The following is a 26,281-nucleotide window of genomic DNA, read 5'->3' as shown; positions in this document are numbered from 1 at the left end:
CGAGTATGACGATCAGACCTCTGGTCATCCCGGCGACGATCCAGCAGGCCGCCCGTTGGCATACGGTGCGGAGCGCCAGGGACAGTTCCGTGTACCACATCACCTGGCGGCTGGAGTGTGCCGGACAGGTCGACTTCGACGCCCTCGCCGCCGCCTGGCAGACGGTGACGGACCGTCACGAAAGCCTGCGCTCCCGGTTCATGGCGCGCGACGGCGAGTTGACCCTGGTCATCCAGCCGGCCGTGGACGTCACCGCGCGGCTGATCGAGCCGGTCGTGCCGGACGTCGATCAGGCCGCTCAGGAGTTCGCGCGTGTCGCTGTGGAACTCCACACGCAGGAGTTCCGCCTGGACACGGGCCCCGTGGCCCGGCTGGCCCTGGTCAGGACCGGGACGCGGGAGGAGCTGGTCCTGACCGTCCATCACATCGCGGTGGACGGCTGGGGGATGATGGTTCTGTTCGACGACCTTTCCACCGCGTACGCGAGCCTGGTCCGAGGAGAGAAGCCGGTCTTCACCGACGCCGCCGCCAGTTTCCACCGTTACGCAGAGAAGCTGCGCTCGGAGGAAGAACGGGGCCGATGGCGACGGAGCCTCGACCATTGGCGTACGGCACTCGACGGGGTTGTCCTCACCACGGTGGCCCACGACCGCGAGCCCGGCCGGCCCACGGCGGTCGGCGATCCCGGCACGACCGTGCGCTACCGTTTCTCCGCGCAGGCCGACCGGGGACGTGCGGCACTGGCCCAGGAACTCGGTGCCACCCCGTTCTCCATGATGCTGGCCGCCTGGCAGATCGTTCTGGCGCGGGGTGGGGAACGCGAGCCGACCATCGGGGTTCGCAGCATGAACCGGAGCACCCGCAGCGAGCAGGCACTGGTGGGACTCGTCAGCAACTCCTGCCTGGTCCGCGCCACGGTCGACGATCAGGCATCGATCCGTGAGGTGGCCACCGCGGCACGGGACGCGACCTGGAACCTGCTGGCCCACCAGGGCGTGCCTTTCCCGGTCGTGCACGCGGCTCTCCCGGAGGAGACCCGGTCACGCCTGACCAATGTCAAGCTCACCCTCAACTACCTCGGGCCGATCGGTCAGGGCTTGACGCTCGGTGACGTCGGCCTGGCCATGGTCCAGGCCCCGAACCGCGCCGCCCGGGCCGACATGGTCGTCAGCTACTGGGACGGCGGCGACGGGATCCTCGCCGAGGTCGAGTACAACACTGAGGTGTACGAGGAGGAGACCGTGCTGCGGATGATGCGTGACATGGATGACGTCCTGGTCATGGCCGCGGCGGACGTGGACCGCCTGGTGGGCGCAGTACGGGTGCTGACCCGGTCCGTTCCCGCTGCGCGGTAGCCCTTTCCGGCCCGACCCGCCCCGAACGGGGGAGGGACATTCTGCCCAGGGATTCGATCAAGGTCCCGGTCCTGTCGCGCGTGACCAGGGCGTTGAGCGTCTCCCGCTCCCGGCGGTACCAGGCTCCGGGCGTCGGCCTCGTCCGTTCCCGCACGGCAGCGGCGTAGTGGTCGACAACGCGCTGCACGGCCTCCGCGGCCCCGTGGTCCGATCCTGTGATCTCTCGCGCCAGGGCCCGGACACTCTGCGGCACGCGGTAACGGTCTATCGCGAGCGATTCGATGAGCCCGACATCGACGAGCCGTTCGGCGATCTTGTGTGCCTCACCTTCCGTCGTACCGAGAAGCACCGCCAGCGCCTCCACGGTGACGACGGTCAGATCCAGGAAGCCCAGTCTCCGCAGTGCCGTCACCGCTGTCGCCGCTGTCGCCGCCGTCCCGCCGGACTCGTCGGACAGCAGGGGGAGACTCGCCAGGAGCGAGTCGCGCAGGCTGACGTTGCCGCCGGCCAGGAAGTCGAGCCGCTGGTGCGGCTCGGCCGCGTACCGTGCGAAGTCCGCGACCGACCAGTCGGGCCGGGTCGCGAGTCGGTCGGCGGCGAGGCGGAGCGCGAAGGGCAGGTAATCGCAGGATCTGGCGAGTTCGGAAGCGAAGGCGGGTTCCGCGTCGATGCGCGACACCCCGACGCTTCGCCGGAGCAGGTCGATCGAGGCGGAGACGGTCAGCCGGCCCAGACGCAGATGCCTGAGGCCGTCCATGCCTCCTGTCGGCGATCGGCTCGTGATGAGAAGCGACAAGCCTGGCGGCGGGGAGAGGAATCCCTGGAGCTGGTCGGAGTCGCGGACGTTGTCGAGCACGATCAAAGCCCTGCCCCCGGCCGGACCGGTCCATGTGTGCGGCGCCGCCGCTCCACCGTTGACCTGCTCCGTTCCGAACGCACGCAGAACAAGCCGCATTGCCTGGTCGGGCCGTAGGGCGGAGCCGCCTGTCGTACCCCGCATGTCCACATGGACCTGCCCGCCGGGGAAATCACCGGCCGCGGCATGCGCGGCTGCGATGGCCAGGGCGCTCTTGCCCGATCCCGCCAGGCCGTGGATCGCGACCGCCGGGCACCCTCCCGCCAGGAGCTCGACGGTCGCGGCGAGTTCGGACGTCCGGCCGACGAACAGCGAGGGTCGGTTCGGGAGCAGACACGGTGCCGCCTCCGAGGGCGCAGCAGGCTCCCCGGGACCGGACGCCGTCGCGCCGTGCGGGGCGCCTCGGTCGTTGAGACGCGGGTCCTCTTCCAGGATGCGCTGCTGAAGCTCGCGCAGTGGCCGGCTCGGATCGATACCCAGTTCGTCGGCGAGCAGGTGATGGAGGTCCCGGTACGCTCCCAGCGCCTCGGCCTGTTGCCCGGTCCTGTACAGCGCCGTCATCAGGTGCTCGTGGAGTCGTTCCCGTAACGGATGCTGGGCGACCAGGAGTTTGAGTTCGGGCAGGACGTCCTCGTGTTGCCCCAATGCGATCCGCACGCCGAAGTTCGCCTCCATCACCGCCAGCCGCGACTCCTCCAGACGCGCGGACTCGGCCATGATCGAGGAGGTGAGGGCGACGTCGGCGAGGGGAGAGCCACGCCAGAGTTCGAGCGCGGCGCTGAAGGACCTCATGGCCTCGACCAGATTCCCCGAGGCGCGCTGCGTGCGGCCGGAGGCGACGAGCGATTCGTACTCGTGAAGGTCGAGTCCCCCGGACGGCACGGTCAGTTGGTACCCCGCGGGCCGGGTGAGAAGGGTCTGCCCGGCGGAGTCGCCGATGGCGGCGCGCAGCCGCCACACACAGCCGGCCAGCAGGCTGCCCACGGGGCTCGACGATCCGTCGCTCCACAGCTCCGCGTGCAACTGCTGCGCGGGCACCAGATGGTTCGCGTTCAGGAGCAGCAAAGCCATGAGCGTCCGCTGCTTGGCGGCCTTGATGGGGACCCAGTTCTCTCCGTCGTGGTACTCGACCGGCCCCAGAATGCGGAACCTGATCGCCGCTTGGCTCATCGTTCGCCTCCCTGTCTCGGATCTCGACGGCCCGGACGGCGACGTTCGGTGTCCCGGGCCGACTGCGGGGCTCAGTCCGACAGGACCAGCCGGGGGGCGTGGATCTCCAGCCAGGTCGCCAGGTCGAGCCAGCGCTCCAGGCCGGTGCGGGTCGCGCCGTCGACCTCGGCGGCGGTCCGGGCCACTGTCTGCTGCACCCACTCCTGGTCGGTGAGCGGGTGCACGGCGTGACCCCGGTCGGCGAGTACCTCCTTGGCGTGCTGCTGGAGTGCGGCCGTGTAGAACGGGTCGCGGGTGGACGGGTAGGGGGCCTTGCGGCGCTCCACCACCGAACGCGGCAGCAGATCGGCGGAGGCCGCCCTCAGCAGGCTCTTCTCACGACCGTCGAATGTCTTCATCGACCACGGCGTGTTGAAGACGTACTCGACCAGCCGGTGGTCGCAGAACGGCACCCGGACCTCCAGGCCCACGGCCATGCTGAGCCGATCCTTGCGGTCCAGCAGGATGCGCAGGTACCGGGTCAGGTGCAGATAGCACACCAGCCGCATCTGCGCCTCGAACGTGTCCTCGCCGGCCAGCCGGGGGGCTTCCGCGACCGCCTCCGCGTACCGCCGGCGGATGTAGCCGGGCAGGTCGAGGGCGGCCAACAGGCCCTTGTCGTACACCCCGGTGCCGGTGTGCGGGCTGGTCACCTGCGTGTGGTCGACCCAGGGGAACGTGCCGGCCTGCTGGGCCTCGGGCTGGTGCAGCCACTTGTAGCCGCCGAACACCTCGTCGGCGGACTCTCCGGACAGGGCGACGGTGGAACGTTCCCGGATGGCCTTGAACAGCAGGTAGAGGGAGTTGTCGGCGTCGCCGAACCCGGTCGGCAGGTCCTTCGCGGCCACCACCGCGCGCCGTACGGCCGGATCGGCCATGCTCTGGGCGTCGAACACGAGGTTCTCGTGCGCGGTGCCGCAGTGCGCGGCGGTCTCCTTGGCGAACGGGGCGTCGGCGTCCGCCCGGAACGGGTCGGCGGCGAAGTTCTCCTCGTGCCGGGCGAAGTCGACGGAGAAGCTGCGGATCCGCTCGCTGTCGCCGAGTTCCCGCTGGGCGAACGCGGTGATGGCGCTGGAGTCGAGGCCGCCGGACAGCAGGGTGCAGCGCGGCACGTCGGTGACCAGCTGTCGGCGCACGATGTCGGTGAGCAGCTCCCGCACCCGGGCGACCGAGGCGGTCCTGTCGTCGGTGTGCTCGGTGGCCTCCAGCTTCCAATAGGTGTGGGTGCGTTCGCCGCCGCGGTCAACGGTGACCAGGGTGCCCGGCCGGACCTCCCGCATGCCGCGCCATACGGCGTGGCCAGGGGTGCGGATCCAGGAGAACGCCTCTCGCAGCCCGTCGAGGTCGACGGCCTTCTCCGCGCAGGGGTTCGCGAGGATGGCCTTGGGCTCGGAGCCGAAGAGCACCCCGTCCGGGGTCGGGTAGTAGTACAGCGGCTTGACGCCCAGGCGGTCCCGGACGAGCAGCAGCCGCTCGGTGCGGCCGTCCCAGACGACGAAGGCGTACATGCCGTTGAGCCGCTCGGCCAGCGCCTCGCCCCACTCCAGGTAGGCGTGCAGCACGACCTCGGTGTCGCTGCGGGTGCGGAAGGTGTGGCCGCGGTGGCGCAGTTCGTCGCGCAGCTCGGCGAAGTTGTAGATCTCGCCCGTGTAGGCGAGGGCCACCTCGCCGCCGCCGGTGTCGTAGGACATCGGCTGGCGGCCGCCCTCGATGTCGATGACGGCGAGCCGACGGTGGCCGAGTGCCACGTGCGGCCGGGTCCACACGCCGGAGTCGTCCGGGCCGCGGCATGTCATGGTCGCGGTCATGGCGGCGACCGTCTCCTGCTCCCGCTCCCTTCGCAGGTCCCGTCCGTAGGAGACCCAACCGCTCAGACCGCACATGGCGTCTCGCCTTTCTGTGTGTCGTCGTACTGCGTCCCGGACCCCGGGCGGGGCCGTCAGTCGAGGTGGTGGGGCAGCGGGATGCCCGGTGCCAGCGCGGGGTCGGGCACCGGGGTGCCGCGTACCAGGCGCACGGGAACGACGCCTGCCCACAGGCCGAGTGCGGCGTCGGGGCTGTCGCCGTCGTCCGGCGGTCCGGTGCGTACCTTGACCGACGCCTCTTCCAGGCTCAGGGCCAGCAGCGTCGTCGCGGCCAGTTCCTTGCGGCTGGGGCGGCGGGCGTAGTCCCACTGGCCGGGCTGGGCCTGCTCGGTGATCAGGCGCAGCCCGGCCAGGGTCTCCTCCGGATCGGTGACCGGGCGCGGGAGGCCGTAGATCATGGCGCTGCGGTAGTTGATGCTGTGCTCGAAGAGCGAGCGGGCCAGCACGATCCCGTCGACGTGGGTGACGGTCACGCAGACGGTCCGGCCCGGGGCCGAGGCCAGGCTGCGCGCGGCGACGGAGCCGTGGAAGTAGAGGGTGTCCGTGGTGGCGCCGTACACGGTGGGTACGACCACGGGCGTACCGTCGACGACGACGCCGAGGTGGCAGACGAACCCGGCGGCGAGGACGGCGTCCAGGTCCGCGCGGGCGGTACGGGCCTTCTCCTTCATACGGCGCAGACGCGTCCGGTCCGTGACCGGGAGTTCGGCGCCGAGGGGCTGGGGTGGGGAAGTGTTCAAGGTGTCACCTTTGTCGCGTGCCGGGGGCGGAGCGGTCACGGCGTGGCGCCCTGCCACTGCAGCAGGCACCGCACGGCGGCCGCCGCCTCTTCGGCGGCACCGGGCGCCGTCTTGAAACCGGCTCCGGACCAGCACGCGGCCACCACGACCGGGGGCTCACCGGGAAGAAGGCCCAGGAACGGCCCGTCCGGATGGTACAGGTCGGCCCCGAACCGCCCTCCCAGGTAAGGCACTTGGGAGACCCAGGGCCAGCGGTGGACGACCCCGGCGCGAATGTCGGCGATCTGCTCGTCGGTGAGAGTGTCGCCGTCGTCGGCCGACACGTCCCACTCCTCGACCGGTCGGCCGGTCAGCCGGCCGCCGGCGAACGGCCCGTCCAGCTGCGGGCGGCCCCAGATACCGCAGGTCAGGTCGGTGACCGTGGGCAGTGGCCGGTCGGGTCCGCGGAAGAAGGCGTATCGGATGCGTTTGGTGCGCGGGGCCGGACCGCCGGGGCGGGGCGGCAGCCGGTCACCGAGCAGCGCCCGGGTCCCGCCGCCCGCCGCCACCACGGCACAGCGGGCGGTCAGCTCGCCCGCCGGGGTGCGCACCCGCACCCCGCGCCGGTGCGGCTCCGGTGCGTGCACCGGTCCCGGGGGCACCAGGACGGCCCCGTGCCGCAGGGCCCGGGCGAGATACAGCGCGGCGGTGCCGGCCGGGTCGGCGTAGCCGCCGCCCGGTTCCCACACCGCGGCGGCGACCCCGTCCGCCGTCATGTCGGGCCAGCGTGCGGTCAGTTCGCGGGGCGTGAGCAGCTCCGCCTTGATCCCGGCCGCGGCCAGCTCGCCGATGCCGCGTTCGGCCTCGGCGACGTCGTCGGGGCCCAGCAGCACCAGCGAGCCGGTGGGGTGGAAGCCGGCCGACCGGGGCGGGGAGGCGGTGCCCCACAGCAACTGGTGGCTGCGCACGGCCAGGGCGCGTACGACGGGCACCGGTTCGTACGCCCGGACCAGGCCCCCGGAGGCGCGGGTGGCCGACCCGGCGCCGGGACCGAGGTCGGCGACCGCCACGGTGAGGCCCGCCGCGGCCAGTTCCGCCGCGGTGGCGGCGCCCACCGCACCGGCGCCGACGACCACGGCGTCGTAGTGGGTGACCCGGCTGCCCGTCGCGCGTGGCGCCGCCGAGGCCCGGAGGAGGGTGGCCGGGACGACCTCCCAGCCGGCGTCGTCGTCCGCGTCGACGGGATCGCCGTCGGCGTCGAAGGAGAGGCGGGCGACCGCGCGGACGGCCGCGAGGAGCCGGTCACCGGTGGCGGCCGAGTCCGAGCGCAGGGCCTGTACGAGCGCCGCGAAGGCCGCCTCGACCTGGAGGTGCGGGCCGCCGCGCAGCCGTACGACCCGGGCGGAGTACGCCACGTCGCCGAGCAGATCGGCGAATTCGGGTACGGCGCAGTCGTCGGTGAAGAACAGCGGTCCGTCGTGCCCGTCCGCGCGCAGCCGCCGGGCGGTGTCGGCCGCGCCGTGGTGGGTGCCGCAGACGACGAGGGCATGGCCGGTCGAGGCCGGCTCCGGCTCCGGGGACAGGGCGACGAACCGCTCGGCGAGCCGGCGCCCGTAGGGGCTGCCGTCGTTGACGACGGCCGGGGGGCCGATGCCGAGGTCCCGGGCGGCCCGGCGGATCGCCTCGGGCTGACCCAGGTCGTGCGGGCACCAGCGCAGCGCTCCGCCGCCGCCCGAGGCGAGCAGGTCCGGGTCGGTGGCCAGCGGCAGCAGCACCGGGACACCGGCCTGCCGGTAGTGCGGCAGGGCGCGTGCGGCGCCCAGGCTGTTGAAGTGCCCGATGACGGCTCGCACGACGGGCTCGGGTTGCGCCGTGAGGGCACGCGCGACCCGTTCAGCCGCTTCGGCGTCGCCCCGGTCGTCGTGGAACTCCCAGACGACGCCAGGACCGCCGTGGTCGGCTGCGGCCCGGGTGAGCAGCTCGCCCCAGGCCGCCCGCGGGCCGCTGAAGGGTCCGACGACGGCGATGCGCACCTCGGTCTCATCCTGTCGTGTCATGCCTCAGTCACCGAAGACCGGGCGGTCGGGCACCGTCAGCGGCCGGCCCGCCGGGGGCGGGGTCAGCGCGGCCGCGTCGACCGCGCGGTCCGCGTCCTCGCCCAGCAGCGCGGCGAGCCGTGCCGCGCCGGCCGGCATGACGGGCGCGGCCCACGCCGACAGGGCGCCGGCGACGGCCAGTTGGGCGGTCAGGGCGGCACGGTGGGCGGAGGCCGAGCGGTCCTTCTCGTGCTCGTGGACGTACCAGAAGTCGTTCGCGCCGGCGACGACCTCGTCGAGGAGGGCGACGGCACGGCGTGGGTCGAAGCCCGCGACGCCGTAGGCCTCGCGCAGCTCCGCCACGGTGCGCTCCAGCCGGGCCCGCAGCCGCTGCCAGGCGGGTCCCTCGGGCCGCTCCTCGGGGACCCGGCCCTCGCTGTGGCGGGCGACCGCCGCGAACAGCCCCTTCAGCCAGCCGTTCCACTGGGCGGTCAGCAGTGCCTGGGTGCGTTGAAGGTCCGCGCGGGTGAAGCTGGTCTGACGGCCGTTGGGCCGGTCGGTGAGCACATGGTGGCGCAGGACGTCGGAGCCGGCCTCCGCGAGCGCCTCGTGGGCCCAGACGGCGTGCCGTCGGCTGGTCGAGAACTTCAGCCCGTCCAGCTGGTAGAACTCGTTGACCACGAAGGCCCGCGCCAGGGCGGCCCGGGGGTGCAGGACGGCGTACAGGGCGGGGAACAGCACCGCGTGGAAGTAGCCGTTGTCGAAGCCGAAGAACTGCACGGGGGCGGGCCAGTCGCCCTTCTCCCGCTCCTGCTCGGGCAGTTGCCACAGATAGCCCGGCGCCATCTCGAACCACACGTAGGCCCGTTGGTCCTCGAAGCCGGGCACGGTCACCGGCACGCCCCACTCGCCGGGGTGACTCACCGCGATCTCCGGCAGCCCCTGGGCCAGCATCCGGTCGCACAGGACCCGCAGATGCGGCGGCATGTCGACCTCCGCCCAGAACGCCTTCAGCCGGTCGGCGAGCGGTGCCAGCGGGAAGTACAGCCGGGTGGTGTCGCGGATCTCCGCCGTGGTGCCGCAGACGGTGCACTGCGGCTCACCCAGATCGGCGCAGTCGTTGGGCTGGCCGCACAGCTCGCAGGCGTTGCCGTTGGACGAGGAGCCGCAGTGCGGGCACTTGCCCGTCAGGTAGGCCTCGTACAGCCAGCGCTCGCACGGGGCGCAGTACGGCAGCGGCCGGGTACGGGCGACGACGTGCCCGGCGGCGTGGAGGCGGCGCAGGAAGTCCTGGACGTAGGCGAGGTAGCCGTCCTCCTCGCGCGGACATACCACGCGGTCGAAACCGACCTCGGCCTGCTGCCAGACACGGACGATGGAAGCGCCGTAGCCGTCGGCGACCTCCTCGCCGGTGCGCCCGCCGTCCTTCAGCCCTCGCACCGGGACATAGCTCTGGTGGTCGTCCAGGCCAGTGGTGTAGCGGACCTCGATCCCGTCGGCGGTGAGGAAGCGGCGCAGTACGTCGCCGGCGACGTAGGGGCCGGCGATGTGACCGACGTGCAGGTCGCCGTTGGGGGTGGGCGGGGTGGCGGTGATCCAGACCGGAGCGCTCACGCGGTCACCTCCGCACCCTCGGTCCGTTTCGGCTCGTGCAGCGGCCAGTAGACCGAGAGCCAGGTAAGGGTCCCGGATCCCGGGTTGTGCACGACGTGCTCCTCGTTGCGGGGGAGGACGATCACGTCTCCGGTGGTGAACTCGGCCTTGTCGCCGCCGAGGTCGAGGCTTCCGGAACCGGAAAGGACGACCATGACCTCGTCCTGGTCGTGGCAGTCGGGGTCCGAGGAGGCGCCGGCCGGCAGGAAGCAGGCCATGCCGCCGAAGGGCGGTTCCTCCTGACCCTCCTGCCCCGTCTGACCCTCCTGTGCCTGCCAGGGAATGATCCGCTGGCACGCCATGCCGAACTCGCTGACGGCGGCGCCTTCATGGATCCGAAATTTGGTGATCATGAATTATCCATACCCCGTAAAAGGATCGCCCGGCCAGTAGGTCGGGGACATTTCCACGCCTTTTCGTGTCCCGGTCAACTGTGTGTGGTGACCTCGGGGTCGAGCCAGCGGACCCGGGTGATCTTGCAGGAAGATGTCACCGCCAACTGGGGAAATAGCCGTTCATAAAGGGCGGGTTGGCGGAGTGTGACACGTGTCGGGTGGCAGTTCACTGCCACGCTCCGCTACCGGACGGCTACTCCACCGGAATTCGGGATAGCTTCGATAACGCCTCGGGCAATGGCATATCGAACCAACGGCCCGACGGGAAGGGAAATTTCTTGATGGGGAATCCGCGCGACAATTTCTCGCCGGTTTACGACGTTGTGGGAATCGGTTTCGGGCCGGCCAATCTGGGCCTGGCCATTGCCCTCGAGGAACACAATGAGAGCGCTCCGCGCGACCAGGCGGTCACCGCACTCTTCCTGGAGCGGCAGCCCGGCTTCGGCTGGCACCGGGGGATGCTCATCGACGGCGCCACCATGCAGGTGTCGTTCCTGAAGGATCTGGCCACCCTGCGCAACCCGACCAGCCGCTTCGGGTTCGTCCCCTACCTGCACGCACGCGGCAGGCTGGTGGACTTCATCAACCACAAGATCCTGTACCCCACTCGCGAGGAGTTCCACGACTACCTCGAGTGGGCGGCGGCCGGAGTCGACCATCTGGTCTCCTACTCCAGCGAGGTGACCGAGGTCCGCGCGGCCGGCGACCTGCTCGAGGTGGTCGTCCGGGGCCCCGGCGGCAGCACCGTGCACCGTGCGCGCAACGTGGTCGTCGCCTGCGGCCTGCGGCCCCGGATACCCCAGGGGGTGAAGGCCGGCGTCAACGTCTGGCACAGCAGCGAGCTGCTGACCCGGCTCGCCGGGCGGACCGCGGACGCTCGCCGGTTCGTGGTGGTCGGCGCCGGACAGAGCGCCGCGGAGGCGGCCGAGTACCTGCACCGCACCTACCCGCGGGCCGACGTGGAGGCGGTCTTCGCCCGCTACGGCTACAGCCCGGCCGACGACAGCCCGTACGCCAACCGGGTCTTCGACCCCGAGGCCGTCGACGTCTACTACGACGCCGACGAGGCCGCCAAGAACCGGTTGATGACGTACCACCGCAACACCAACTACGCGGTCGTGGACCTCGAACTGATCGAGGAGCTGTACCGGCGGGCGTACCAGGAGAAGGTGCGCGGCCGCACCCGCCTGCACATACGCGGCGTCAGCGAGGTCACCGACGTCCGGGACGACGGCGCCGGCGTCGTCGTCCGCATCCGCTCGCAGGCCACTGGCGCCGAGGAGGAGGTCGCCGCCGAGGTGGTCGTCTTCGCCACCGGCTACGACGAGCAGGATCCGTTGCCGCTGCTCGGCGGCCTGGCTCCGTACTGCGCCCGGGACGCCGCCGGACGGCTGCGCGTCGGCCGCGACTACCGGCTGAGCGTGGACGGCCTGGTGAACGCCGGGATCTACGTCCAGGGCGGCACCGAGCACACGCACGGCATCACCTCCTCGCTGCTGTCGATGGTCGCGGTCCGCTCCGGCGAGATCCTCCGCTCCGTGCTGGAGCGCCGGGAGGCGGCGATGTACAGCGACGACGAACCGCTCGCCCTGGAAGGCGCGGCGCATGACTGACCCTGTCCACGGGGCGGACGTGATCGTGGTCGGCGGTGGAGTGGTCGGTACGGCCGTCTTCCACGAACTGGCCGCCCGCGGCGTCCGCGTGACGCTGGTCGAGCGGGACCGTGTCGGGCTGGGTACGACGGCCTGGAGCGGCGGCATCGTCCGCTGCCACCACGACGACCCGGTCCTTTCCGACCGGGCGGTGGCCGGCTGGCGGTACTTCCGCCGTTTCGCCGAGCACACCGGGGAACCGGCCACCTTCCACACCAGCGGGTTCCTGTACCTGCCGGCCCCCGACCGCGCGGCCGACGCGACGGCGGAGGCGGCCCGGCTCGGTGCAACGACGTCCGTGACCTGGCTGGAGGCCGAGGAGGTGACCAAGCGCTTCGGCCACCTGCTGGCCGGGCCGGCCGGCCACGGGGCGGTCTGGGAGCCGGAGTCCGGCTGGCTGGATCCGATGGAGGTGACCCGCGGCTTCCTGCGCGCCGGTCGGAGCCGGGGCGGCACCGTCCTCGAAGGGGTCGCCGTACACAGCCTCACGCGCTCGGGCGACGGCCGGATCACCGGGGTGCGTACGGGCGCCGGGGCGGTCCGTGCCGACCGGGTGGTCCTGGCCACCGGTGCCGCCACCGCGCACCTGTTGACCTCGTGGGGTCTGGCGCACGACCTGTGGGCCCAGGCCGTACAGGTCGAGCTGTACCGACCCGAGGCGCCGGTGCCCGACCAGCCCGCCTACACCGACGACGAGTTCGACGTCAACGGCCGGCCCGACCCGGGCTCCGGCGGGGTCTACGTCGGACATCCCACGCATCACCGGCTGCCCCCGCCACCCGGCCGGGAGCAGCTGGACGCCGCCCAGTCCCGGCTGGCCGCCGCGGCGGGCGCCCGGCGCTGGGGATGGCTCCCCGGCAGCCGTCACCTCGGCGGGCTGCGTGCCGCGGAGTGCTGGGCCCCGGACGGCCGTGCCCGGGTCGCGGCGCACCCGGACGCCCCCGCGCTGCTGCTGGCCACCGGCTTCAACGGGGGCGGATTCAAGATGGCGCCCTGGGCCGCCGCCGAGATCGCACGCCTGGCCGGTCCGGCATGACTGGCCGGACGACGCCGCACGGGTGGCGCGACACAGAAAGAGAGGGAGAGTACCGGTGAGTCAGCAACTGCCCGACGGGACCAAGGAGATCAAGGGGGTCCTGCCGGTCGTCATCATGCCGTTCACCGACGCCGGCGCCCTCGACGAGGACGACTTCCTCGCCCAGACGGAGCACATGTTCGATGTGGGCTGCGACGGGTTCGTGGTCGGCCAGGTCTCCGAGGTGCTGCGCCTGACGCACACCGAGCGGCTGCGCGTCGCCGAGCTGAGCGCGAAGGCAGCCGCCGGACGCGGTGTGTCCGTGATGAGCACCGGTGCCGAGACACCCGAGGCCGCCGTCGAGTACAGCCGACACGCCGAGTCCGTCGGGGTGGACGCCCTGCTCGTCATGCACCCGGCCACGATCCCGCTGGACGAGAACGGGATGGTGGAGTACTTCACCCGGGTCGTGGAGTCGGTCCGGACACCCGTGATCATCCACCACGCCAAGAGCCTGGCAAAGCAGCCCCTGACCATCGCCGCCCAGGCTCGGATGCTGGAGCAATACGGCCCCGGCCGGGTGCTGTTCAAGCCCGAGGCCCAACCCTCGCCGCCCAAGGTCAGCGAGCTGCGCGACGCCACCGGCGGACGGGCCCGCATCTTCGAGGGCGACGGCGGCATGATGCTCCTCGACTGTCACCGCCGGGGCCTGGCCGGAACGATCCCCGCTACCGAGATCGCCGAGATCGTCGTGACCCTGTGGCGGCTGCTGGAGGCCGGCGAGCGGGAGAAGGCCGAACGGATCGGCTACCCGCTGTCGTACCTCATGTGCCACATGATGAACAGCACCGACTACTACCTGTCGATCGCCAAGCGGCTTCTGAAAGAACGCGGCCTGATCAAGACCACCCATGTCCGGGGGCCGAGCCGCCACGTCCTCGACGACGAGTCCTGGACCGAGGTTCACCGCACCTACCAGCACCTGCTCACCCTTGCCAAGGAGCTCGCGCCATGAAGAACCACGCCTTCACCATCCGCCTTCGGGACCAGGCCGCCGCGGAGAAGTACATCGCGCTCCACCGGGAGGTGTGGCCCGAGATCGTCGGACCGGGCGGCGCCCTGGACACCATCGGCGTCCGCAAGCTGCAGATCTTCTTCATCGACCCGCTCACGCTCTTCATGTACGTCGAGGCCGAGGACCACTTCGAGCCCGTGCACGACTTCCTGCGCGCCAACGACCTGCACCCCCGGGTCCAGGAGTGGGACGACATGATGCACGACGGCGAGGGCAGCCTCCTGGTCCGCCACCCGGGCAACGACGGCCGCCTCAACTGGGCGCCGATGCGCCGCATCCACCACGTCGACTTCACCAACACCCTTCCGGACCTGGAGGACGAGTGAGCACGGTGGCCCGCCAGGACGTCACCGTCCTGGACTGCACGCTGCGGGACGGCGGTTACTACACGAACTGGGAGTTCGAGGACATCCTCGTCGAGGAGTACCTCAGGGCCTGCGCGGCGACCGGTGTGGACGTGGTCGAGCTGGGCTACACCCGGTTGACCCCGGGCGACCGGGGTCCGTACGGCGGCTTCCCGTCGGGTGTCACGCCCGCGCTGCGCGACGCCCTGCCCGAGGGCCACCGGCTGCGCTTCGCCGTCATGGTGGACGCGACCGCGCTGGCCGAGGTCCCGGCGGCCCAGGCCGGCCCGCGGCTGCGCGGGCTGCTGGCCGACGGGCCGCTGCCGGTCGACCTGGTCCGGGTGGCCGTCCACCACAGTGCGACGGCCGGCGTCGCCGAAGCCGTCGACTCCCTGCGCGAGGCGGGCTTCGGGGTCTGCCTGAACCTGATGCAGGTGGACCTGGCGACCCCCGCCGAGGTGGCGGACCTGGTCCGTCTGGTGGCCGGCCTGGGCCCGCTGGAGTCGCTGTACGTGGCCGACTCGCTGGGCTCCCTGCACGCCCCCCGGATCACCGAACTGGTCGAGGAGTTCAGGGCCGGCCAGGCTGCCCCCGTGGGCCTGCACGGCCACGACAACCAGGGCTTCGCGCTGCACAACACCCTTGCCGCCGCCCAGGCGGGCGCCACCTGGCTGGACGCCACCGTCCTCGGTATGGGCCGGGGCGCCGGCAACACCAGGACCGAACAGCTCCTGGCGGCGCTCGGCACGGACCAGCGGGCGCTGCAGCCGATGCTGGACCTGGTGGCCCGGCGCTTCGAACCGTTGATGCACAAGTACCGCTGGGGCGCCAGCGCCCTCTACGCCATCGCGGGCATGCGCCGGATCCACCCGACCTACGTCCAGCGCCTGGAGGAGAGTGTGGAGCGGGACGTCGAGGTCAAACTGCGCGCCCTGGACTTCCTCGCCCAGAACCGTAGGACGTCGTTCGCCGCGGCGTCGCTGGAGGACGCGCTCCGCCATGCCGCTGTCTGACCACGCCGGCACGCGCCTCGAACACGCGCTGGCCACCCACCGTCTCGTCGTGTTCGACCTCGACGGTGTGCTCGTGGACTCCAACGAGCTGAAGGTGGAGTGCGTACGCGAGGCGCTGGCGGAGTTCGGACCGGAACTCGTGGACCCCTACGTCCACGAGTTCCGCCGGACCTTCGGCCGCTCCCGCCGTGAGCACTTCCTCGCCTTCCACCAGGACCATCTGGGCGGGGAACAGGCTACGGGGGAGGATTTCGAGACGTTCTACCGGCGCTGCGCGGGCGGTTATGCCGAGCTGCTCGCCGAGCGCTACCCCGAGGCGCCGCTGTGCCCCGACGCCGACCTGCTGGTCCGCGGCCTGTCCGAGCGCGGCCTGCCGCTGTACGTGGCGACCGGCACCCTGACCGCCGAGGCGGAACGGGTCCTGGACGGACACGGGCTGGCGGGCGAGTTCCGGGCCGTGCTCGGCGGCGAGGAGCCCAAGGCGCGGCGGCTGTCCACGGCGCTCGCCGCCGTGGGCGCCGCCCCCGGCGAGGCGGTCCTGCTCGGCGACTCGCGGCAGGACAGTCTCGCCGCCCGGGCGGTGGGCATGGGGTTCGTTCTCGTCACCGGGCACGGGTTCTTCCCGCCCGCCCAGGTGCTCGACGGGGCGGACGGCCGAAGCTCCCTGGTCGCGGCCGGATTGGACCCCGACGGCTTGCTGATCGGCATCGGGGCGTACGAGGGTCCTCCGGGGCACTGGACGCGAGCCCCGCACACCCTGAACCGACGACGAACACGGGAAACCCCACAGTGACACCTCAGAACGGCAACGAGGCCGACCCCGCCGGCCGTGAGCCCCGCGGCCGGCGCGTGGTCATCACCGGAGCCGGCCGGGACTTCGGCCGGACGCTCGCCCTCTTCTTCGCCCGCCGGGGCGACGAGGTCCTGCTCTCCGCCCGGGACCTGGCGGCGGCCGAGCGGGTGGCCGACGAGATCCGCGGCCTCGGATCCGACAGGGTCCACGCCCTGCGCTGCGACCTGGCGGACCCGGCGTCGGTCCGGGACTTCGCCGACGAGATCGCCACCCTGACCGACCACGTCGACGTGCTGGTCAACAACGGGGCCCGCTGGCTCCCCGGCGAGAACCTCGCCTCCGCCGACGACGGGGACATCGCCGTCACGGTCGCCTCGGCCGTGACCGGCACCGTCCTCGTCACCAAGCATCTGCTGCCGCTGCTGCTGAAGTCCGACCGGCCCGACGTGGTCAACATGATCTCGTCGGCCGGGCTCACCGGCAACCACCGTACCCAGGCCCACGCCGCGTTCTACGCGGCCAAGCACGGGCAGGCCGGTCTCGCCGACCTGCTCTCCCCCCAGCTGCGGCCGCACGGCGTGCGCGTCATCTCGCTGTACCCGCCCGACTTCAGCAACCCGGACCCGCTGGGCCCGGACTGGGACACGGCGCCCCGCGGGGCGGGCGACACGCTCACGGCCCACTCCCTCGTCGAGTGCGTCATGTTCGCCATCGACCAGCCACGGGACTGCTTCATCAAGGCGTTCCACTTCGAACAGACCGTCTGAAAGAACACCATGCGTTCCGTCACGACCACCATGCCTGTCGTCGTCTCCGGCGTGAGCCGGGGCCTCGGCGCCGCCCTGGCCCGGCGCTTCGCCGCACTGGGCCACCCCGTCGCCGGCTGCGGCCGCGACCGCGAGGCCCTGGACGGGCTCCGCGCCGACCTCGGCGAGGGCCATCTGATCACCGTCACCGACGTCACCGACGCCGACGCCGTGGAGCAGTGGGCCGAGCAGACCGTGCGGCAACTCGGCGCGCCCGCCCTGGTCGTCGCCAACGCCGGGTACATCAGCCCCCAGACGCCGGTGTGGGAGACCAGCCCGGCCGACTTCCGCACGACCCTCGACGTCAACGTCGTCGGTGTCTACACCCTGGCCCGCGCCTTCCTGCCCCGCATGGCGACCGGCGGCACCTTCGTCGCCATCTCCTCGGGCTGGGGCCGCAACCCGCGCGGCAGGCTGGCCGCCTACACCGCGAGCAAGTTCGCCGTCGAGGGCTTCACCCGGGCCATCGCCCAGGAGGCCGAGGAACTGCTGCCGGGCGTCACCGCCGTCGCCGTCGACCCGGGCGGCGGCGTGGACACCGCCATGCTCGCCACCTGTCTGCCGGACGAGCACACCGAGTACCCGGGCCCCGAGGCCTGGGCACAGGTGGCGGCCGACTATCTGCTGCACCAGGTACCGAAGGAGCCCAACGGGGCCTCTCTGACCGTTCCTCGGCCGTAAGGTCGCGGGCTCGGCGGGCTCGGCGGGCTCGGCAGGCGATCCGCACCCCCATCGGACCAACCCGAAGGAGACGACCGTGTCCGAAGCCGGCACCGTGGTGGCCGACCCGTGGGCCAGCAAGATACGTCAGCACGAAGCCGTCGCGGCCGCCGACCCGGAACTCGCCTTCGACCTGCGCGTCCTCGCCGGCCCGGCGGAGCTGACCGCCCACCTGGCCGCCCGCCGGGACCGTACGGTTGTCCTGCGGCCGGAGATCTCCGACGACACCGGCTCCGCCGTGCTGGTCCGGCCCGGAGCCGCGCCGCCGGAACCCGAGATCCGGCGGCTGTGGGACCGGGGCGGCCGGATCGTCGCCCACGACCATGTGCCCGGCACACCGTGCTTCGTCAACGGTGTCGTCCTCGACGGCGTGCTCCGCCTCACCGACGTCTGGCAGTGCTTCTCGCTGGAGGAAGGCCCCAGGTCACTGCTCACCAGCGTGGTGAACGTCGCGCCCGGCTCGCCCCGGGAGCGCGAACTGGCGCACCGGCTGTCGCCCGTGGTGAAGGGCGTCGGCCTGGCCTCGGGACCCGTCACGTTCGAGGCGGTCACGGGCGCCGACGGCACCGTGAAAGTGGTCAAGTTCGCGGCCCGGGCCGCGGGCCACCCCCTGCCGTACCTCTGCTCCCTGCTCGGCCTGCCCGACCAGGCGGCCGCGCTCGCCGGCGGCTCCGGGGCACTGGCCGGACGGCCGGCCGAGCCGGGCTTCGTCGCCGACTACGCCTTCGTCGCTCGCGAAGGCGGCCGGCTGATCCGTATCGAAGGACTGGACGAGATCCGGGCGTTGCCCTCCTACGCCGGTGACATCTTCCTGCCGACTTCGGGCGAGACGATCACTCCGACCACCGGTGAAGGCGGCGCGGGCGCCATCCTGTTGAGGCACCAGGACGAGGAAGTCCTGCTGGCCGACATCGAGTTCTGCCAAAGCCGCAATCGGGAAGGCGTCTTCTCCGTCACCGCCGACGCCCGGCCGCTCCTCGGCCCGTGACCTCCCACCTCGGCAGACGGATCGGGGCCACCGTCGCCCCGTGCAGGCCACCCGCCGCTCGAGCGGACCGCCGCTCGCAACCTGAAAGGCACCACTGCAATGGAGAACCTCCGCGTCGTCATCACCGGTGCCGCCCGGGACTTCGGGCGCAGCCTGGCCATCGTCTTCGCCCGGCAGGGCGCCGAGGTGTTCCTCTCCGCGCGCAGCCTGGAGGGCGCCCGCCGCACCGAGCGGGAGATCCGTGACCTCGGCAGCGAGCGGGTGCACGCCTTCGCCTGCGACATCACCGATCCGGAGTCCGTACGCGCCTTCGCGGACGGCGTCCGGGAGAAGGCCGGCGCCGTCGACGTACTCCTCAACAACGGGGCCAACTGGCTGGAGGGCGAGGACCTGACCACCGCGGACGACGCCGACATCCTCGCCACCACGGCTTCCGCCGGAGGCACCGTCCTGATGGTCAAGCACTTCCTGCCGCTGCTGCGCGCTTCACAGCGGCCCGACATCGTCACCCTGGTGTCGGCGGCCGCGACGCCGAACTACACCGGCTGCGGGGGCCACGAGGCGTTCTACGCCGCCAAGGGCGGACAGGCCGCGTTCACCGGCATCCTGTCCAAGCGGCTGCGCGCGGAGGGCATCCGCGTCATCTCCCTGTTCCCGCCGGACTTCGACAACATCGACCCGCTGTCGCCCGCTTGGGAGAGCGCCTCGCGGACCTCGAAGGACACCCTGACCGCGCAGTCCCTCGCGGCATGCGTCACCTTCGCCGTCAACCAGCCCCGGGACTGCTTCCTCAGCCAGCTGCACTTCGAGCCCGGCCACTGACCGGGCGCCGTGCCGTACGTCCGCACCATCGAAAGGCGACTGCCATGACACTGCTCCAGGTTCTGCCTGCCACGGGCGAGGCGAAGCCGCTGCTCACCACCCAGGACCCCGACCGCATCGCGGCCGAACTCGGAGCGTACGGAGCCCGGTTCGAGCGGTGGCCCCTCAAGGACCTGGCGGTCGGCTTCGGCGACGACGACGTGCTCGGCCTGTACCGGACGGAGGCGGAGCGATTCTCCGCCGATACCGGGCTGGGACATGTCGAGGTGGTCCGGATGGCACCGGACGACTCCGACCCGCGGTGGGCCACCGAGGCGCGCGCTTCCCGTGACCGCTACTTCGACGAGCACACGCACGGCTCGGACGAGGTCTGGTTCTTCGCCCAGGGCCGGTGCGGCTTCTATCTGCGGCTGGCCGGCGACGACACCGTCCACGTGCTGATCGCCGAGCCGGGCGACCTGGTGTGCACGCCCGCCGGCGTACGGCACTGGTTCGACATGGGGGAGACGCCCGACTTCGCCGCCCTGCACATCTACGTCGCCGAGACCGACTGGGACGAGGCCTTCACCGGCGACCCGATCGCGTCCCGGTTCCCGCACATGGAGGAGCTGCCGGCCGCGGCTCGCTGACCCGCGAGCGCCGCGTCTGCGCCCTCTCCCCGCTCTCGCCGGGGGTGCCCGGCACCACCGTGCCGCGCACCCCGGTCACTCCCGCGCACCCCGATTCTGGAGCGACATGACGTCCATGACCGCGCCCACCACCCCTGAGCGCACCTTCCGTCCCCGCCGCTACCTCATGTGCCGACCCGTGCACTTCGAGGTGACGTACTCCATCAACCCCTGGATGGATCCCACCAAGCCGGTCGACGCCGGGCTGGCCGTCGCCCAGTGGGAGCGGCTGTACGGCCTGTACCGCGAACTCGGCCACACCGTCCACCTGATCGACCCGCTGCCGGGTCTGCCCGACATGGTCTACGCGGCCAACGGCGCCACCGTGGTGGACGGCAAGGTCCTCGGCGCCCGGTTCCGCGACGCGGAGCGCGCCGCCGAGGGCCCGGCCTATCTGGAGTGGTTCCGCTCCCGCGGCTTCACCGAGACCCACGACCCCGAGCATGTCAACGAGGGCGAAGGCGACTTCCTCGTCACCGACAGCTGGATCCTGGCCGGCCGCGGCTTCCGCAGCACCGCCGAAGGCCACCAGGAGGCGCAGGAGTTCTTCGGCCGCCCGGTCATCGGACTGGAGCTGACCGACCCGCGCTACTACCATCTCGACACCGCGCTGACCGTGCTGGACGGCGACGAGATCATGTACAACCCTGAGGCGTTCTCCCCGGGCAGCCGGGAGGTGCTGCGTCGGCTGTTCCCGGACGCCGTGCCGGTCGGGTCCGAGGACGCCGCGGTCTTCGGCCTCAACGCCGTCAGCGACGGCCTGCACGTGGTGCTTCCCGAGGCCGCCCAGCGGCTGAGCGGTCAGCTCCGGCAGCGGGGTTTCGAGCCCATCGGCGTCGACCTGTCCGAGCTGCTCAAGGGCGGCGGCAGCGTCAAGTGCTGCACGCTGGAGATACGCGGCTGACGACTTCCGCCGGGACGGGCCTGTCCGCTACGCGCGTCGACCGCCGTGGCAGCAGGCCCGTCTCGATCGCCCGGACGCCGGCCTGGAACCGCGAGCTGGTGCCCAGCAATGCCATGACGTCGGCGACCTGGCGCCGGTAGGTACGCACGGACATGGAGAGCTTGCGGGCCGCGACGTCGTCGATGAGCCCTTCCTGGAGGCAGCCGAGGACACGGCGCAATTCCTCGGCCTGGGCATGTTCCCTGAAGCGCAGATGCGGGTCCAGCACCGTCGCGGTCGACCAGATGGTGTCGAAGAGCGCCCGCAAGTTCATCGCCACGGACGTGCTGCGTATGAGTGCCGGGTCGCCCGGGGTGTACGACACCAGTGTCGACTGCGTGTCGGAGACGACGGCAGTAAGCCCGGAGAGCGCGGCGAGCCGCACCTCGGCCTCTTCCGGAAACAGTGCGTCGAGGGCGCACTGGGTCCGGGTGACAGGTGGGACGAGCGCCCGTACGGTGACGTCCGCGGCCAGCATCGGGGCGATCCTGCGAAAGGCGGCAAGGACGGCGGTGGTCGTCTCGGAGCCTTCGCCGATTATCAGGCAGAGGGATTCCGAAGTTTGGGACATGAAGCCTTCGGCTGCTTCTCCCAAGGCTTCTCGGCTCACGGAGAGCTGGGTGACAAGTGAATCGTTCGGCGTCCGGCTGCGCCATTGTGCGGCCAATGATTCCACCAGGCCCCGGACCTTGAGTAGATCCTGCTCCAGAATTTTCGTGGTGGGCAACACGTTTATTCCTCTCAAGGCATGTCAAGCAACTGTAATTCGGCTGCTCGGGTACCACCGGAAAAACGGGAACTGACTCCCAGCGAATCCAGGATTCTGGCGACGTGCCTGCGGTACGTGCGCAGGGACAGGCCCAGTTCACGGGCCGCGACCGCGTCCGTGGAGCCGGCGTGCAACCGGGCCAGGACGCCACGTGCGGTGTCGGTGGAGAGATAGGCGTCCAGCAGCAGATAGTCCGGCCAGGCCAGCGCAGTGTCCCAGGCCCCCATGAACAGCGAGGCCAGCACGCGGACCGCGGCCCGGTCGCGAACCAGCAGGCCACCCGCGCTGTCGCCCGACGCATGGATCAGCGCCTCCTCGGCGTCCACCACCAGGGACTCGGCGAGCGGGCGGCCGGTCACTCGCAGTTCCGCCAGGTCGGCCGCCCCCGCCCAGGCCGGCAGCTCCCGCAGTGCTGAGGCGGACCCGAGCACGCGGACGGTACTCCGGCCTCGACCGGTTCTGGGCCGGGCCCTGAGGTCGCTCAGCGCGGTGCGTACGGCCGCCAGTTGCCCGCTCCGGCCGGACAGCGAGATCAGCACGGTGCGCCGGGCCTGGGCCACCAGGTCCGTCAGGGTGGCACCGGGCGCCTCCTGCAGCTGGTCGGCGGAAAACTCCACGAAACGCGTCGCGGGAAGAGAACGGAATTCAAGAACGGCGGAATCGATGAGATCCCGTGCTTTCAGCAGCGCGTGTTCCACGGGGTCGTGAGTGAATTGTGTACTACCTGTTTCAGACTGATCCCGATTGATGGCTTCCCCCCCCCGGTTCTCCTGGTTGAAAAGTTACCCAATAGAGACGGTGCCAGCAAGGGCTTTCTGGGTTTGAGGCGTGTCGTTTGGTCTGATTTGAAGGGTGATGCCCGTCACTGTTTGTCGCCAATTAGCGATCGAGTGTCTTGTTCTGATCGATCGGTGGCGCAATGTGTGCGGTCGTCGATCTATTGGAATGCCACGCCTTATGTATGCAGAGGGCCGCGGAATGGGCCGCTGAGTGACCAGTGGGCAAATTCAGGCACGCGAAGCCGGCTGCGCCCCGGCTGCGGGGTCGGAGCGTAGGTCCGGATACTCATGGAGGCGGTAGCCCGCCTTGTCCGGCACCTGACAGTGAGCCCTCACCCACCGGGACCCGTACGGTTTTCAGCCGCCGCCGACTCGAGCCCCACCCGAGGTGCCCTTCCCGGCGAACCCTTGCATCGGCGCCGCTCCGGGGGTGGTCACCGCAGCAGCGAGAACGTCAGCCCCGCCACCACCGAGCCCAGCACCGCCCCCGCCACGACCTGGGCCGGGGTGTGGTCGCGCAGCGCGACGCGGGACCAGCCGATCAGGGCGACCAGGGAGTATGCGGCCAGCAGCCAGGGGCCGTAGGTGAGGGCGAGGATGGTGATGCTGCCGGAGGAGACCGCGGCGTGGACGGAGATTTTCCAGGCGAAGGTGATCGCCATGAGGATGACCAGGGTGGAGACCATCGCCGCGATGAGTGCGACCATGGCCGACGGGGCGCCGAGGAAACTCATCAGCACGGTGCCGGTGGCGACAGAGCAGATGATGAAGACCATGACCACGAGCCGCTGCTGCCGCACGCCGAGGTGACGGTCGGCCCAGGTGCCGCGCCGGATACCCAGCTTGATGAAGAGCACCGGGATGACGGCCGCGAACAGCGCGCCGAACAGCCCCCAGCCGACCCCCGCCAGTCCGTCGGCGTGCCAGCCGACGAGCAGGGTGACGACGAGGATCCAGTTCTTCGGCTCGAAGCCGTCGGTGACGAGGCGAGCAGCGCGGGACTCCCGCGGGGCGTCGGCAACGGTTTCAGTGCTGGTCACTAGAGGGCTTTCTGCTGGGCGGAGTGGTGGCTGTCGTGCGTGCCCTGACCGTGGGGGCCGTGGGTGCGGACGAAGTTTCGTACGACGTCGTCCCCCCGTGCTGCCTCGATGCGCTGCAGCCATTGAGCCTCGGCTTCGAGGTCGAGGGCTGCGTGATCCTCGGCGGGGCCGACGTCTCGGCGCTGGACGGTGTCGTAGGGGACGAGGCCCGCGAGCTTGGCGTGGCGGGCGGTCTCGATCCAGCAGGCCTCCGCGAGGTCCTGCCGGGCGGCCGGCGCGGCGGCATCGGCGGCGTCCCGCTGGGCGGCCGAGACGTACGGCTGGAGGGCCAGGATCGCGTCGCGGATCTCCACGACTCGGCGGTGCAGCCGCATCCGCAGCTCCCGGCGGCGCAATTCCTCGCCCAGCACGACCTCGGGGACCGCCCCGGTCAGGTCTTGCCACAGGGGGCGCAGCGCGCGTACGTACCGCCAGTGCTGGGCCGCCCGCCAGGCCACTCCGGCAGCCGGGACGGAGCTGCCGACGAGGATCAGGCCGATGCCGGTGAGTTTCATCGTGTCGGTGACTGTGCTCGCGCTCGCGTCGCTGCTGGGCCCGGCCGCATCGGTGAGGCGCAGGACGAGGTAGCCGGACCGGGACAGCGCGTACGTCACCCCGACCGCGGTGCCCGCCCCGAGCAGCCGCAGGCCGGTGCGCAGCCAGCCCGCGCCCGCGTGGCGGCTGGAGCCCCAGAAGAGCCGGGTGGCCATGACCATCGCGGTGGCCAGGTAGGAGAGCCAGACGAGCAGGTAGACGGTGGCCGGGACGGATCCGGCGCTGTGCTCGAAGAAGTCCGTGGCCTCGGTCCGGCGCGGCACGAAGGCGAACAGTACGGTCAGTACGGCCATGGTCGTCCCGACGACGGCCATCCGTCGCCGGACCCCGGCACGGCTCTGGGGTCGGGCGATGACGTAGACGAACTCCAGGACGGCGGCCGCCGCAGTGATGCCCAGGTAGTGCTTGAGCAGGGTCGACAGGTTGTTGACTCCGCTGCCGCTGTCGATGGCGTGCATGATGGTCGGGCTGCGCAGGGTCATGGAGAGTGTCAGTGCGGCGAAGGCGACCCACAGGGTGCGTTGCTTCGACGACCGTACGGCTGAGGGGGCACGCCAGACGGCCACCATCCACAGCAGGACCAGCACGGCGGTGCTCATACGCGCGCCCTCACCATCTGCGATCTCGGGGAGTGTCCGTGAAGGTGCGCATGGGGTGGCCGAGGGCGTCGCCCAGCCGTTCCAGCACGGGGTTCGTGGTGGCCTCGCGGTCGAGGATGCGATGGCTGAGAATCGTTGCCAGCAGCTCGGCGTCCTTCTCCTGGTTGTCGCTGTAGCTGGTGCGCCCGAGGATGTGCAGTACCTGGTCGAGGTCCATACCGAGGTCGTCCTCGTCGTCTTCGCCGTCCGGCAGCAGCCTGGTGGCGTACGCGGGCCGCTCGGCGTCCGGCGCGCTGTGGCCGAGGAGCAGGTGGGCGAGCTCGTGCAGCACGATCTGGAGCTTGTGCAGGGCGCTGGTCGCCGGCTCGTAGAAGATCAGATCCGCGTGCTCGGTGGCCACCAGAACCCCGCAGGGCAAGCTGCTGTTCGGGTCACCCTCGAGTGGGACGAGGCGCAACGGACGGCCCCGCTGGGCGGCGAGGCCCTCGCATAAGGTGTCGAGGTCGAAGGGGCGCGGGATGGCGACCACGTCGGCTATGGCCTCGCAGCGGGCGCGTCGGCGCGTGATGTACATGCGGTCCTCGCTGGCCGGGCAGACCTGGGCCGGCCGAAAGTCCCGGAGGTTCCATGACATTCCGCCGAAGCGTTGTCCGCTGAGCGAAGCGAACGTAATTGCGCGTGAGCCTAGGTCATGAGGTGCTCATGCTCAAGTTGCGCCGAGTCGGCCGTACCGCACACCGATGCAGTTCGGCCACACGCGGATCGGGCTTCAGGGCCGTGGCTCCCGCGCACGGCCGGGTGGTGGCTCGGGCAAACCCTCCAGCCTGCGCGCCTGGTCGATAACTCCGCGGATCGCTTGGATGCTTCCGGCCGACAGGCCGTTCATGCGCAGGGCGACGTCCCGTACGTCGCTGTCCTCCAGGATCTTCACCAGCTCTCGCTGAGCCCGGGTCAGCTCGACCCGCTCCTTGATCCGGGCGAGCTTGGCGTCCACGCGCTCGGCAACCGAGTCGTCGAAGAAGTAGGTCACCGGTACGCCGAAGAAGCCCGCGATCACGGTGAGGGTGCTGACCTTCGGATCGGTGATCTCGCCCTTGCGGATCTTCTGAATGGTGGCATGCGACACCGTCGGCCCGTCCGGTCCGGCCTTCGTGCGGATTCCCTCGGCTATCTCCATGTAGCTGAGCGGGCCGCGGTCCGGGGGATGGACGGTGTGGATCAGGTGGTCGAGCTTCTGAGCGATGGTGCGCCCGCTCGCCGGGTTCCGGCTCTCCACTCGATCACCCCTCGCTGCTGACCCCGCCGACATCACCGGTCTCCTCCGGCAGCCGCACCCGCACTGCGCGCCTTCACTGTGCACCGAGGTTCACGGACGAGGATAGCGGCGCGGCGGTCGTAAAGTTTGATTGACAATCCGAAGGTCCTCTCGACATCCTGGGGGCAGCCCGTAAAATAAAGTAGACGGTGCAGCGTGCGTCCACGGGGGAGGGCACGCTGCACCGTCCGCAACGGGGGCGGGTCACCGGGGCCGGGGGTGCGGGGCGTGCCGCACCCCCGGCGCGGTGTCCACCAT

25 protein-coding genes are annotated in these 26,281 nt (G+C 71.2%); 13 read left to right on the top strand and 12 right to left on the bottom strand.

Features of this window, described 5'->3' with window-relative positions:
• The first annotated feature begins 5 nt into the window (after positions 1-5).
• A complete protein-coding gene (locus tag U5640_RS19905; RefSeq protein ID WP_340377113.1) occupies positions 6-1,355 on the top strand; it encodes a condensation domain-containing protein in 1,350 nt (449 codons plus the stop codon).
• Here the strand turns inward: U5640_RS19905 and U5640_RS19900 are convergent.
• The 6 genes from U5640_RS19900 to U5640_RS19875 form a co-directional block, all read right to left on the bottom strand.
• Entirely contained in the window at positions 1,279-3,381 is a 2,103-nt protein-coding gene (locus U5640_RS19900; protein WP_340377112.1) for an AfsR/SARP family transcriptional regulator, read from the bottom strand. The two genes, U5640_RS19905 and U5640_RS19900, sit on opposite strands and share 77 nt — an antisense overlap.
• A gap of 71 nt (positions 3,382-3,452) precedes the next feature.
• The gene (gene asnB, locus U5640_RS19895; protein ID WP_340377111.1) at positions 3,453-5,303 is read right to left on the bottom strand and encodes an asparagine synthase (glutamine-hydrolyzing); all 1,851 of its coding nucleotides are present in this window, start codon (positions 5,301-5,303) and stop codon (positions 3,453-3,455) included.
• Positions 5,304-5,359: 56 nt separating this feature from the next.
• Complete coding sequence (locus tag U5640_RS19890) at positions 5,360-5,956, bottom strand: pyridoxamine 5'-phosphate oxidase family protein (protein WP_340385223.1); 597 nt, start codon at positions 5,954-5,956, stop codon at positions 5,360-5,362.
• Between the two features lie 104 nt (positions 5,957-6,060).
• Positions 6,061-8,061, bottom strand: coding sequence for an FAD-dependent oxidoreductase (locus tag U5640_RS19885; RefSeq protein ID WP_340377110.1), 2,001 nt, complete (start codon positions 8,059-8,061; stop codon positions 6,061-6,063).
• Between the two features lie 3 nt (positions 8,062-8,064).
• Entirely contained in the window at positions 8,065-9,654 is a 1,590-nt protein-coding gene (locus U5640_RS19880; protein WP_340377109.1) for a class I tRNA ligase family protein, read from the bottom strand.
• Positions 9,651-10,046, bottom strand: a complete 396-nt coding sequence (locus tag U5640_RS19875) for a cupin domain-containing protein (protein WP_340377108.1) — start codon at positions 10,044-10,046, stop codon at positions 9,651-9,653. Before U5640_RS19875 ends, U5640_RS19880 begins: the two co-directional genes overlap by 4 nt.
• 323 nt (positions 10,047-10,369) lie before the next feature.
• On the opposite strand from U5640_RS19875, the gene U5640_RS19870 reads away from it, so the two are divergent.
• The 12 genes from U5640_RS19870 (at position 10,370) to ddaH (ending at position 20,888) form a co-directional block, all read left to right on the top strand.
• Positions 10,370-11,701 (top strand): SidA/IucD/PvdA family monooxygenase, encoded by a 1,332-nt coding sequence (locus tag U5640_RS19870; RefSeq protein WP_340377107.1) that lies wholly within the window; start codon positions 10,370-10,372, stop codon positions 11,699-11,701.
• The gene (locus tag U5640_RS19865; protein WP_340377106.1) at positions 11,694-12,776 is read left to right on the top strand and encodes an FAD-dependent oxidoreductase; all 1,083 of its coding nucleotides are present in this window, start codon (positions 11,694-11,696) and stop codon (positions 12,774-12,776) included. The genes U5640_RS19870 and U5640_RS19865 overlap by 8 nt, the downstream gene beginning before the upstream one ends.
• A 55-nt stretch (positions 12,777-12,831) precedes the next feature.
• Entirely contained in the window at positions 12,832-13,770 is a 939-nt protein-coding gene (locus U5640_RS19860; protein ID WP_340377105.1) for a dihydrodipicolinate synthase family protein, read from the top strand.
• On the top strand, positions 13,767-14,156 hold the full coding sequence (locus U5640_RS19855) for an L-rhamnose mutarotase (RefSeq protein WP_340377104.1): 390 nt from the start codon (positions 13,767-13,769) through the stop codon (positions 14,154-14,156). Before U5640_RS19860 ends, U5640_RS19855 begins: the two co-directional genes overlap by 4 nt.
• The gene (locus U5640_RS19850) at positions 14,153-15,187 is read left to right on the top strand and encodes a hypothetical protein (RefSeq protein ID WP_340377103.1); all 1,035 of its coding nucleotides are present in this window, start codon (positions 14,153-14,155) and stop codon (positions 15,185-15,187) included. Before U5640_RS19855 ends, U5640_RS19850 begins: the two co-directional genes overlap by 4 nt.
• Entirely contained in the window at positions 15,174-15,980 is an 807-nt protein-coding gene (locus U5640_RS19845) for an HAD family hydrolase (RefSeq protein WP_340377102.1), read from the top strand. Before U5640_RS19850 ends, U5640_RS19845 begins: the two co-directional genes overlap by 14 nt.
• A complete protein-coding gene (locus U5640_RS19840; RefSeq protein ID WP_340377101.1) occupies positions 15,977-16,747 on the top strand; it encodes an SDR family oxidoreductase in 771 nt (256 codons plus the stop codon). Before U5640_RS19845 ends, U5640_RS19840 begins: the two co-directional genes overlap by 4 nt.
• A gap of 9 nt (positions 16,748-16,756) precedes the next feature.
• On the top strand, positions 16,757-17,467 hold the full coding sequence (locus U5640_RS19835) for an SDR family oxidoreductase (RefSeq protein ID WP_340377100.1): 711 nt from the start codon (positions 16,757-16,759) through the stop codon (positions 17,465-17,467).
• A 76-nt stretch (positions 17,468-17,543) separates the two neighbouring features.
• Entirely contained in the window at positions 17,544-18,494 is a 951-nt protein-coding gene (locus U5640_RS19830) for a hypothetical protein (RefSeq protein ID WP_340377099.1), read from the top strand.
• Between the two features lie 99 nt (positions 18,495-18,593).
• Positions 18,594-19,316 carry an SDR family oxidoreductase gene (locus U5640_RS19825; RefSeq protein ID WP_340377098.1) on the top strand — a complete coding sequence of 241 codons (723 nt, stop codon included), beginning with the start codon at positions 18,594-18,596 and terminating at the stop codon, positions 19,314-19,316.
• Between the two features lie 44 nt (positions 19,317-19,360).
• Positions 19,361-19,945 carry a cupin gene (locus U5640_RS19820; protein WP_340377097.1) on the top strand — a complete coding sequence of 195 codons (585 nt, stop codon included), beginning with the start codon at positions 19,361-19,363 and terminating at the stop codon, positions 19,943-19,945.
• Between the two features lie 106 nt (positions 19,946-20,051).
• The gene (gene ddaH / locus U5640_RS19815; RefSeq protein ID WP_340377096.1) at positions 20,052-20,888 is read left to right on the top strand and encodes a dimethylargininase; all 837 of its coding nucleotides are present in this window, start codon (positions 20,052-20,054) and stop codon (positions 20,886-20,888) included.
• On the opposite strand, the gene U5640_RS19810 is transcribed toward ddaH, so the two are convergent.
• The 6 genes from U5640_RS19810 to U5640_RS19785 form a co-directional block, all read right to left on the bottom strand.
• Positions 20,857-21,657, bottom strand: a complete 801-nt coding sequence (locus U5640_RS19810; protein ID WP_340377095.1) for a hypothetical protein — start codon at positions 21,655-21,657, stop codon at positions 20,857-20,859. The two genes, ddaH and U5640_RS19810, sit on opposite strands and share 32 nt — an antisense overlap.
• An 11-nt stretch (positions 21,658-21,668) precedes the next feature.
• Positions 21,669-22,394: a hypothetical protein gene (locus U5640_RS19805; protein WP_340377094.1), complete on the bottom strand. Its 726-nt coding sequence runs from the start codon at positions 22,392-22,394 to the stop codon at positions 21,669-21,671.
• 515 nt (positions 22,395-22,909) lie between these two features.
• Positions 22,910-23,515: a hypothetical protein gene (locus U5640_RS19800; protein ID WP_340377093.1), complete on the bottom strand. Its 606-nt coding sequence runs from the start codon at positions 23,513-23,515 to the stop codon at positions 22,910-22,912.
• Positions 23,515-24,708 carry an MAB_1171c family putative transporter gene (locus U5640_RS19795; protein ID WP_340377092.1) on the bottom strand — a complete coding sequence of 398 codons (1,194 nt, stop codon included), beginning with the start codon at positions 24,706-24,708 and terminating at the stop codon, positions 23,515-23,517. Before U5640_RS19795 ends, U5640_RS19800 begins: the two co-directional genes overlap by 1 nt.
• A 10-nt stretch (positions 24,709-24,718) precedes the next feature.
• Complete coding sequence (locus U5640_RS19790) at positions 24,719-25,282, bottom strand: hypothetical protein (RefSeq protein WP_340377091.1); 564 nt, start codon at positions 25,280-25,282, stop codon at positions 24,719-24,721.
• A 195-nt stretch (positions 25,283-25,477) separates the two neighbouring features.
• Positions 25,478-25,984: a helix-turn-helix domain-containing protein gene (locus U5640_RS19785; protein ID WP_340377090.1), complete on the bottom strand. Its 507-nt coding sequence runs from the start codon at positions 25,982-25,984 to the stop codon at positions 25,478-25,480.
• Between the last annotated feature and the right edge of the window lie 297 nt (positions 25,985-26,281).

Origin of the sequence: Streptomyces sp. SS7, assembly GCF_037993025.1 — a bacterium.
In the GTDB taxonomy this organism is placed as follows: Bacteria; Actinomycetota; Actinomycetes; order Streptomycetales; family Streptomycetaceae; genus Streptomyces.
This window is presented reverse-complemented; position numbering and strand designations above follow the sequence as displayed.

Bases quoted from the DNA above. Each gene is read 5' to 3' on its own strand.
- U5640_RS19905 (WP_340377113.1), top strand. From the start codon at position 6: ATGACGATCAGACCTCTGGTCATCCCGGCGACGATCCAGCAGGCCGCC.
- U5640_RS19900 (WP_340377112.1), bottom strand. From the start codon at position 3,381: ATGAGCCAAGCGGCGATCAGGTTCCGCATTCTGGGGCCGGTCGAGTAC.
- asnB (WP_340377111.1), bottom strand. From the start codon at position 5,303: ATGTGCGGTCTGAGCGGTTGGGTCTCCTACGGACGGGACCTGCGAAGG.
- U5640_RS19890 (WP_340385223.1), bottom strand. From the start codon at position 5,956: ATGAAGGAGAAGGCCCGTACCGCCCGCGCGGACCTGGACGCCGTCCTC.
- U5640_RS19885 (WP_340377110.1), bottom strand. From the start codon at position 8,061: ATGACACGACAGGATGAGACCGAGGTGCGCATCGCCGTCGTCGGACCC.
- U5640_RS19875 (WP_340377108.1), bottom strand. From the start codon at position 10,046: ATGATCACCAAATTTCGGATCCATGAAGGCGCCGCCGTCAGCGAGTTC.
- U5640_RS19870 (WP_340377107.1), top strand. From the start codon at position 10,370: ATGGGGAATCCGCGCGACAATTTCTCGCCGGTTTACGACGTTGTGGGA.
- U5640_RS19865 (WP_340377106.1), top strand. From the start codon at position 11,694: ATGACTGACCCTGTCCACGGGGCGGACGTGATCGTGGTCGGCGGTGGA.
- U5640_RS19855 (WP_340377104.1), top strand. From the start codon at position 13,767: ATGAAGAACCACGCCTTCACCATCCGCCTTCGGGACCAGGCCGCCGCG.
- U5640_RS19845 (WP_340377102.1), top strand. From the start codon at position 15,174: ATGCCGCTGTCTGACCACGCCGGCACGCGCCTCGAACACGCGCTGGCC.
- U5640_RS19835 (WP_340377100.1), top strand. From the start codon at position 16,757: ATGCGTTCCGTCACGACCACCATGCCTGTCGTCGTCTCCGGCGTGAGC.
- U5640_RS19825 (WP_340377098.1), top strand. From the start codon at position 18,594: ATGGAGAACCTCCGCGTCGTCATCACCGGTGCCGCCCGGGACTTCGGG.
- U5640_RS19820 (WP_340377097.1), top strand. From the start codon at position 19,361: ATGACACTGCTCCAGGTTCTGCCTGCCACGGGCGAGGCGAAGCCGCTG.
- ddaH (WP_340377096.1), top strand. From the start codon at position 20,052: ATGACGTCCATGACCGCGCCCACCACCCCTGAGCGCACCTTCCGTCCC.
- U5640_RS19795 (WP_340377092.1), bottom strand. From the start codon at position 24,708: ATGAGCACCGCCGTGCTGGTCCTGCTGTGGATGGTGGCCGTCTGGCGT.
- U5640_RS19790 (WP_340377091.1), bottom strand. From the start codon at position 25,282: ATGTACATCACGCGCCGACGCGCCCGCTGCGAGGCCATAGCCGACGTG.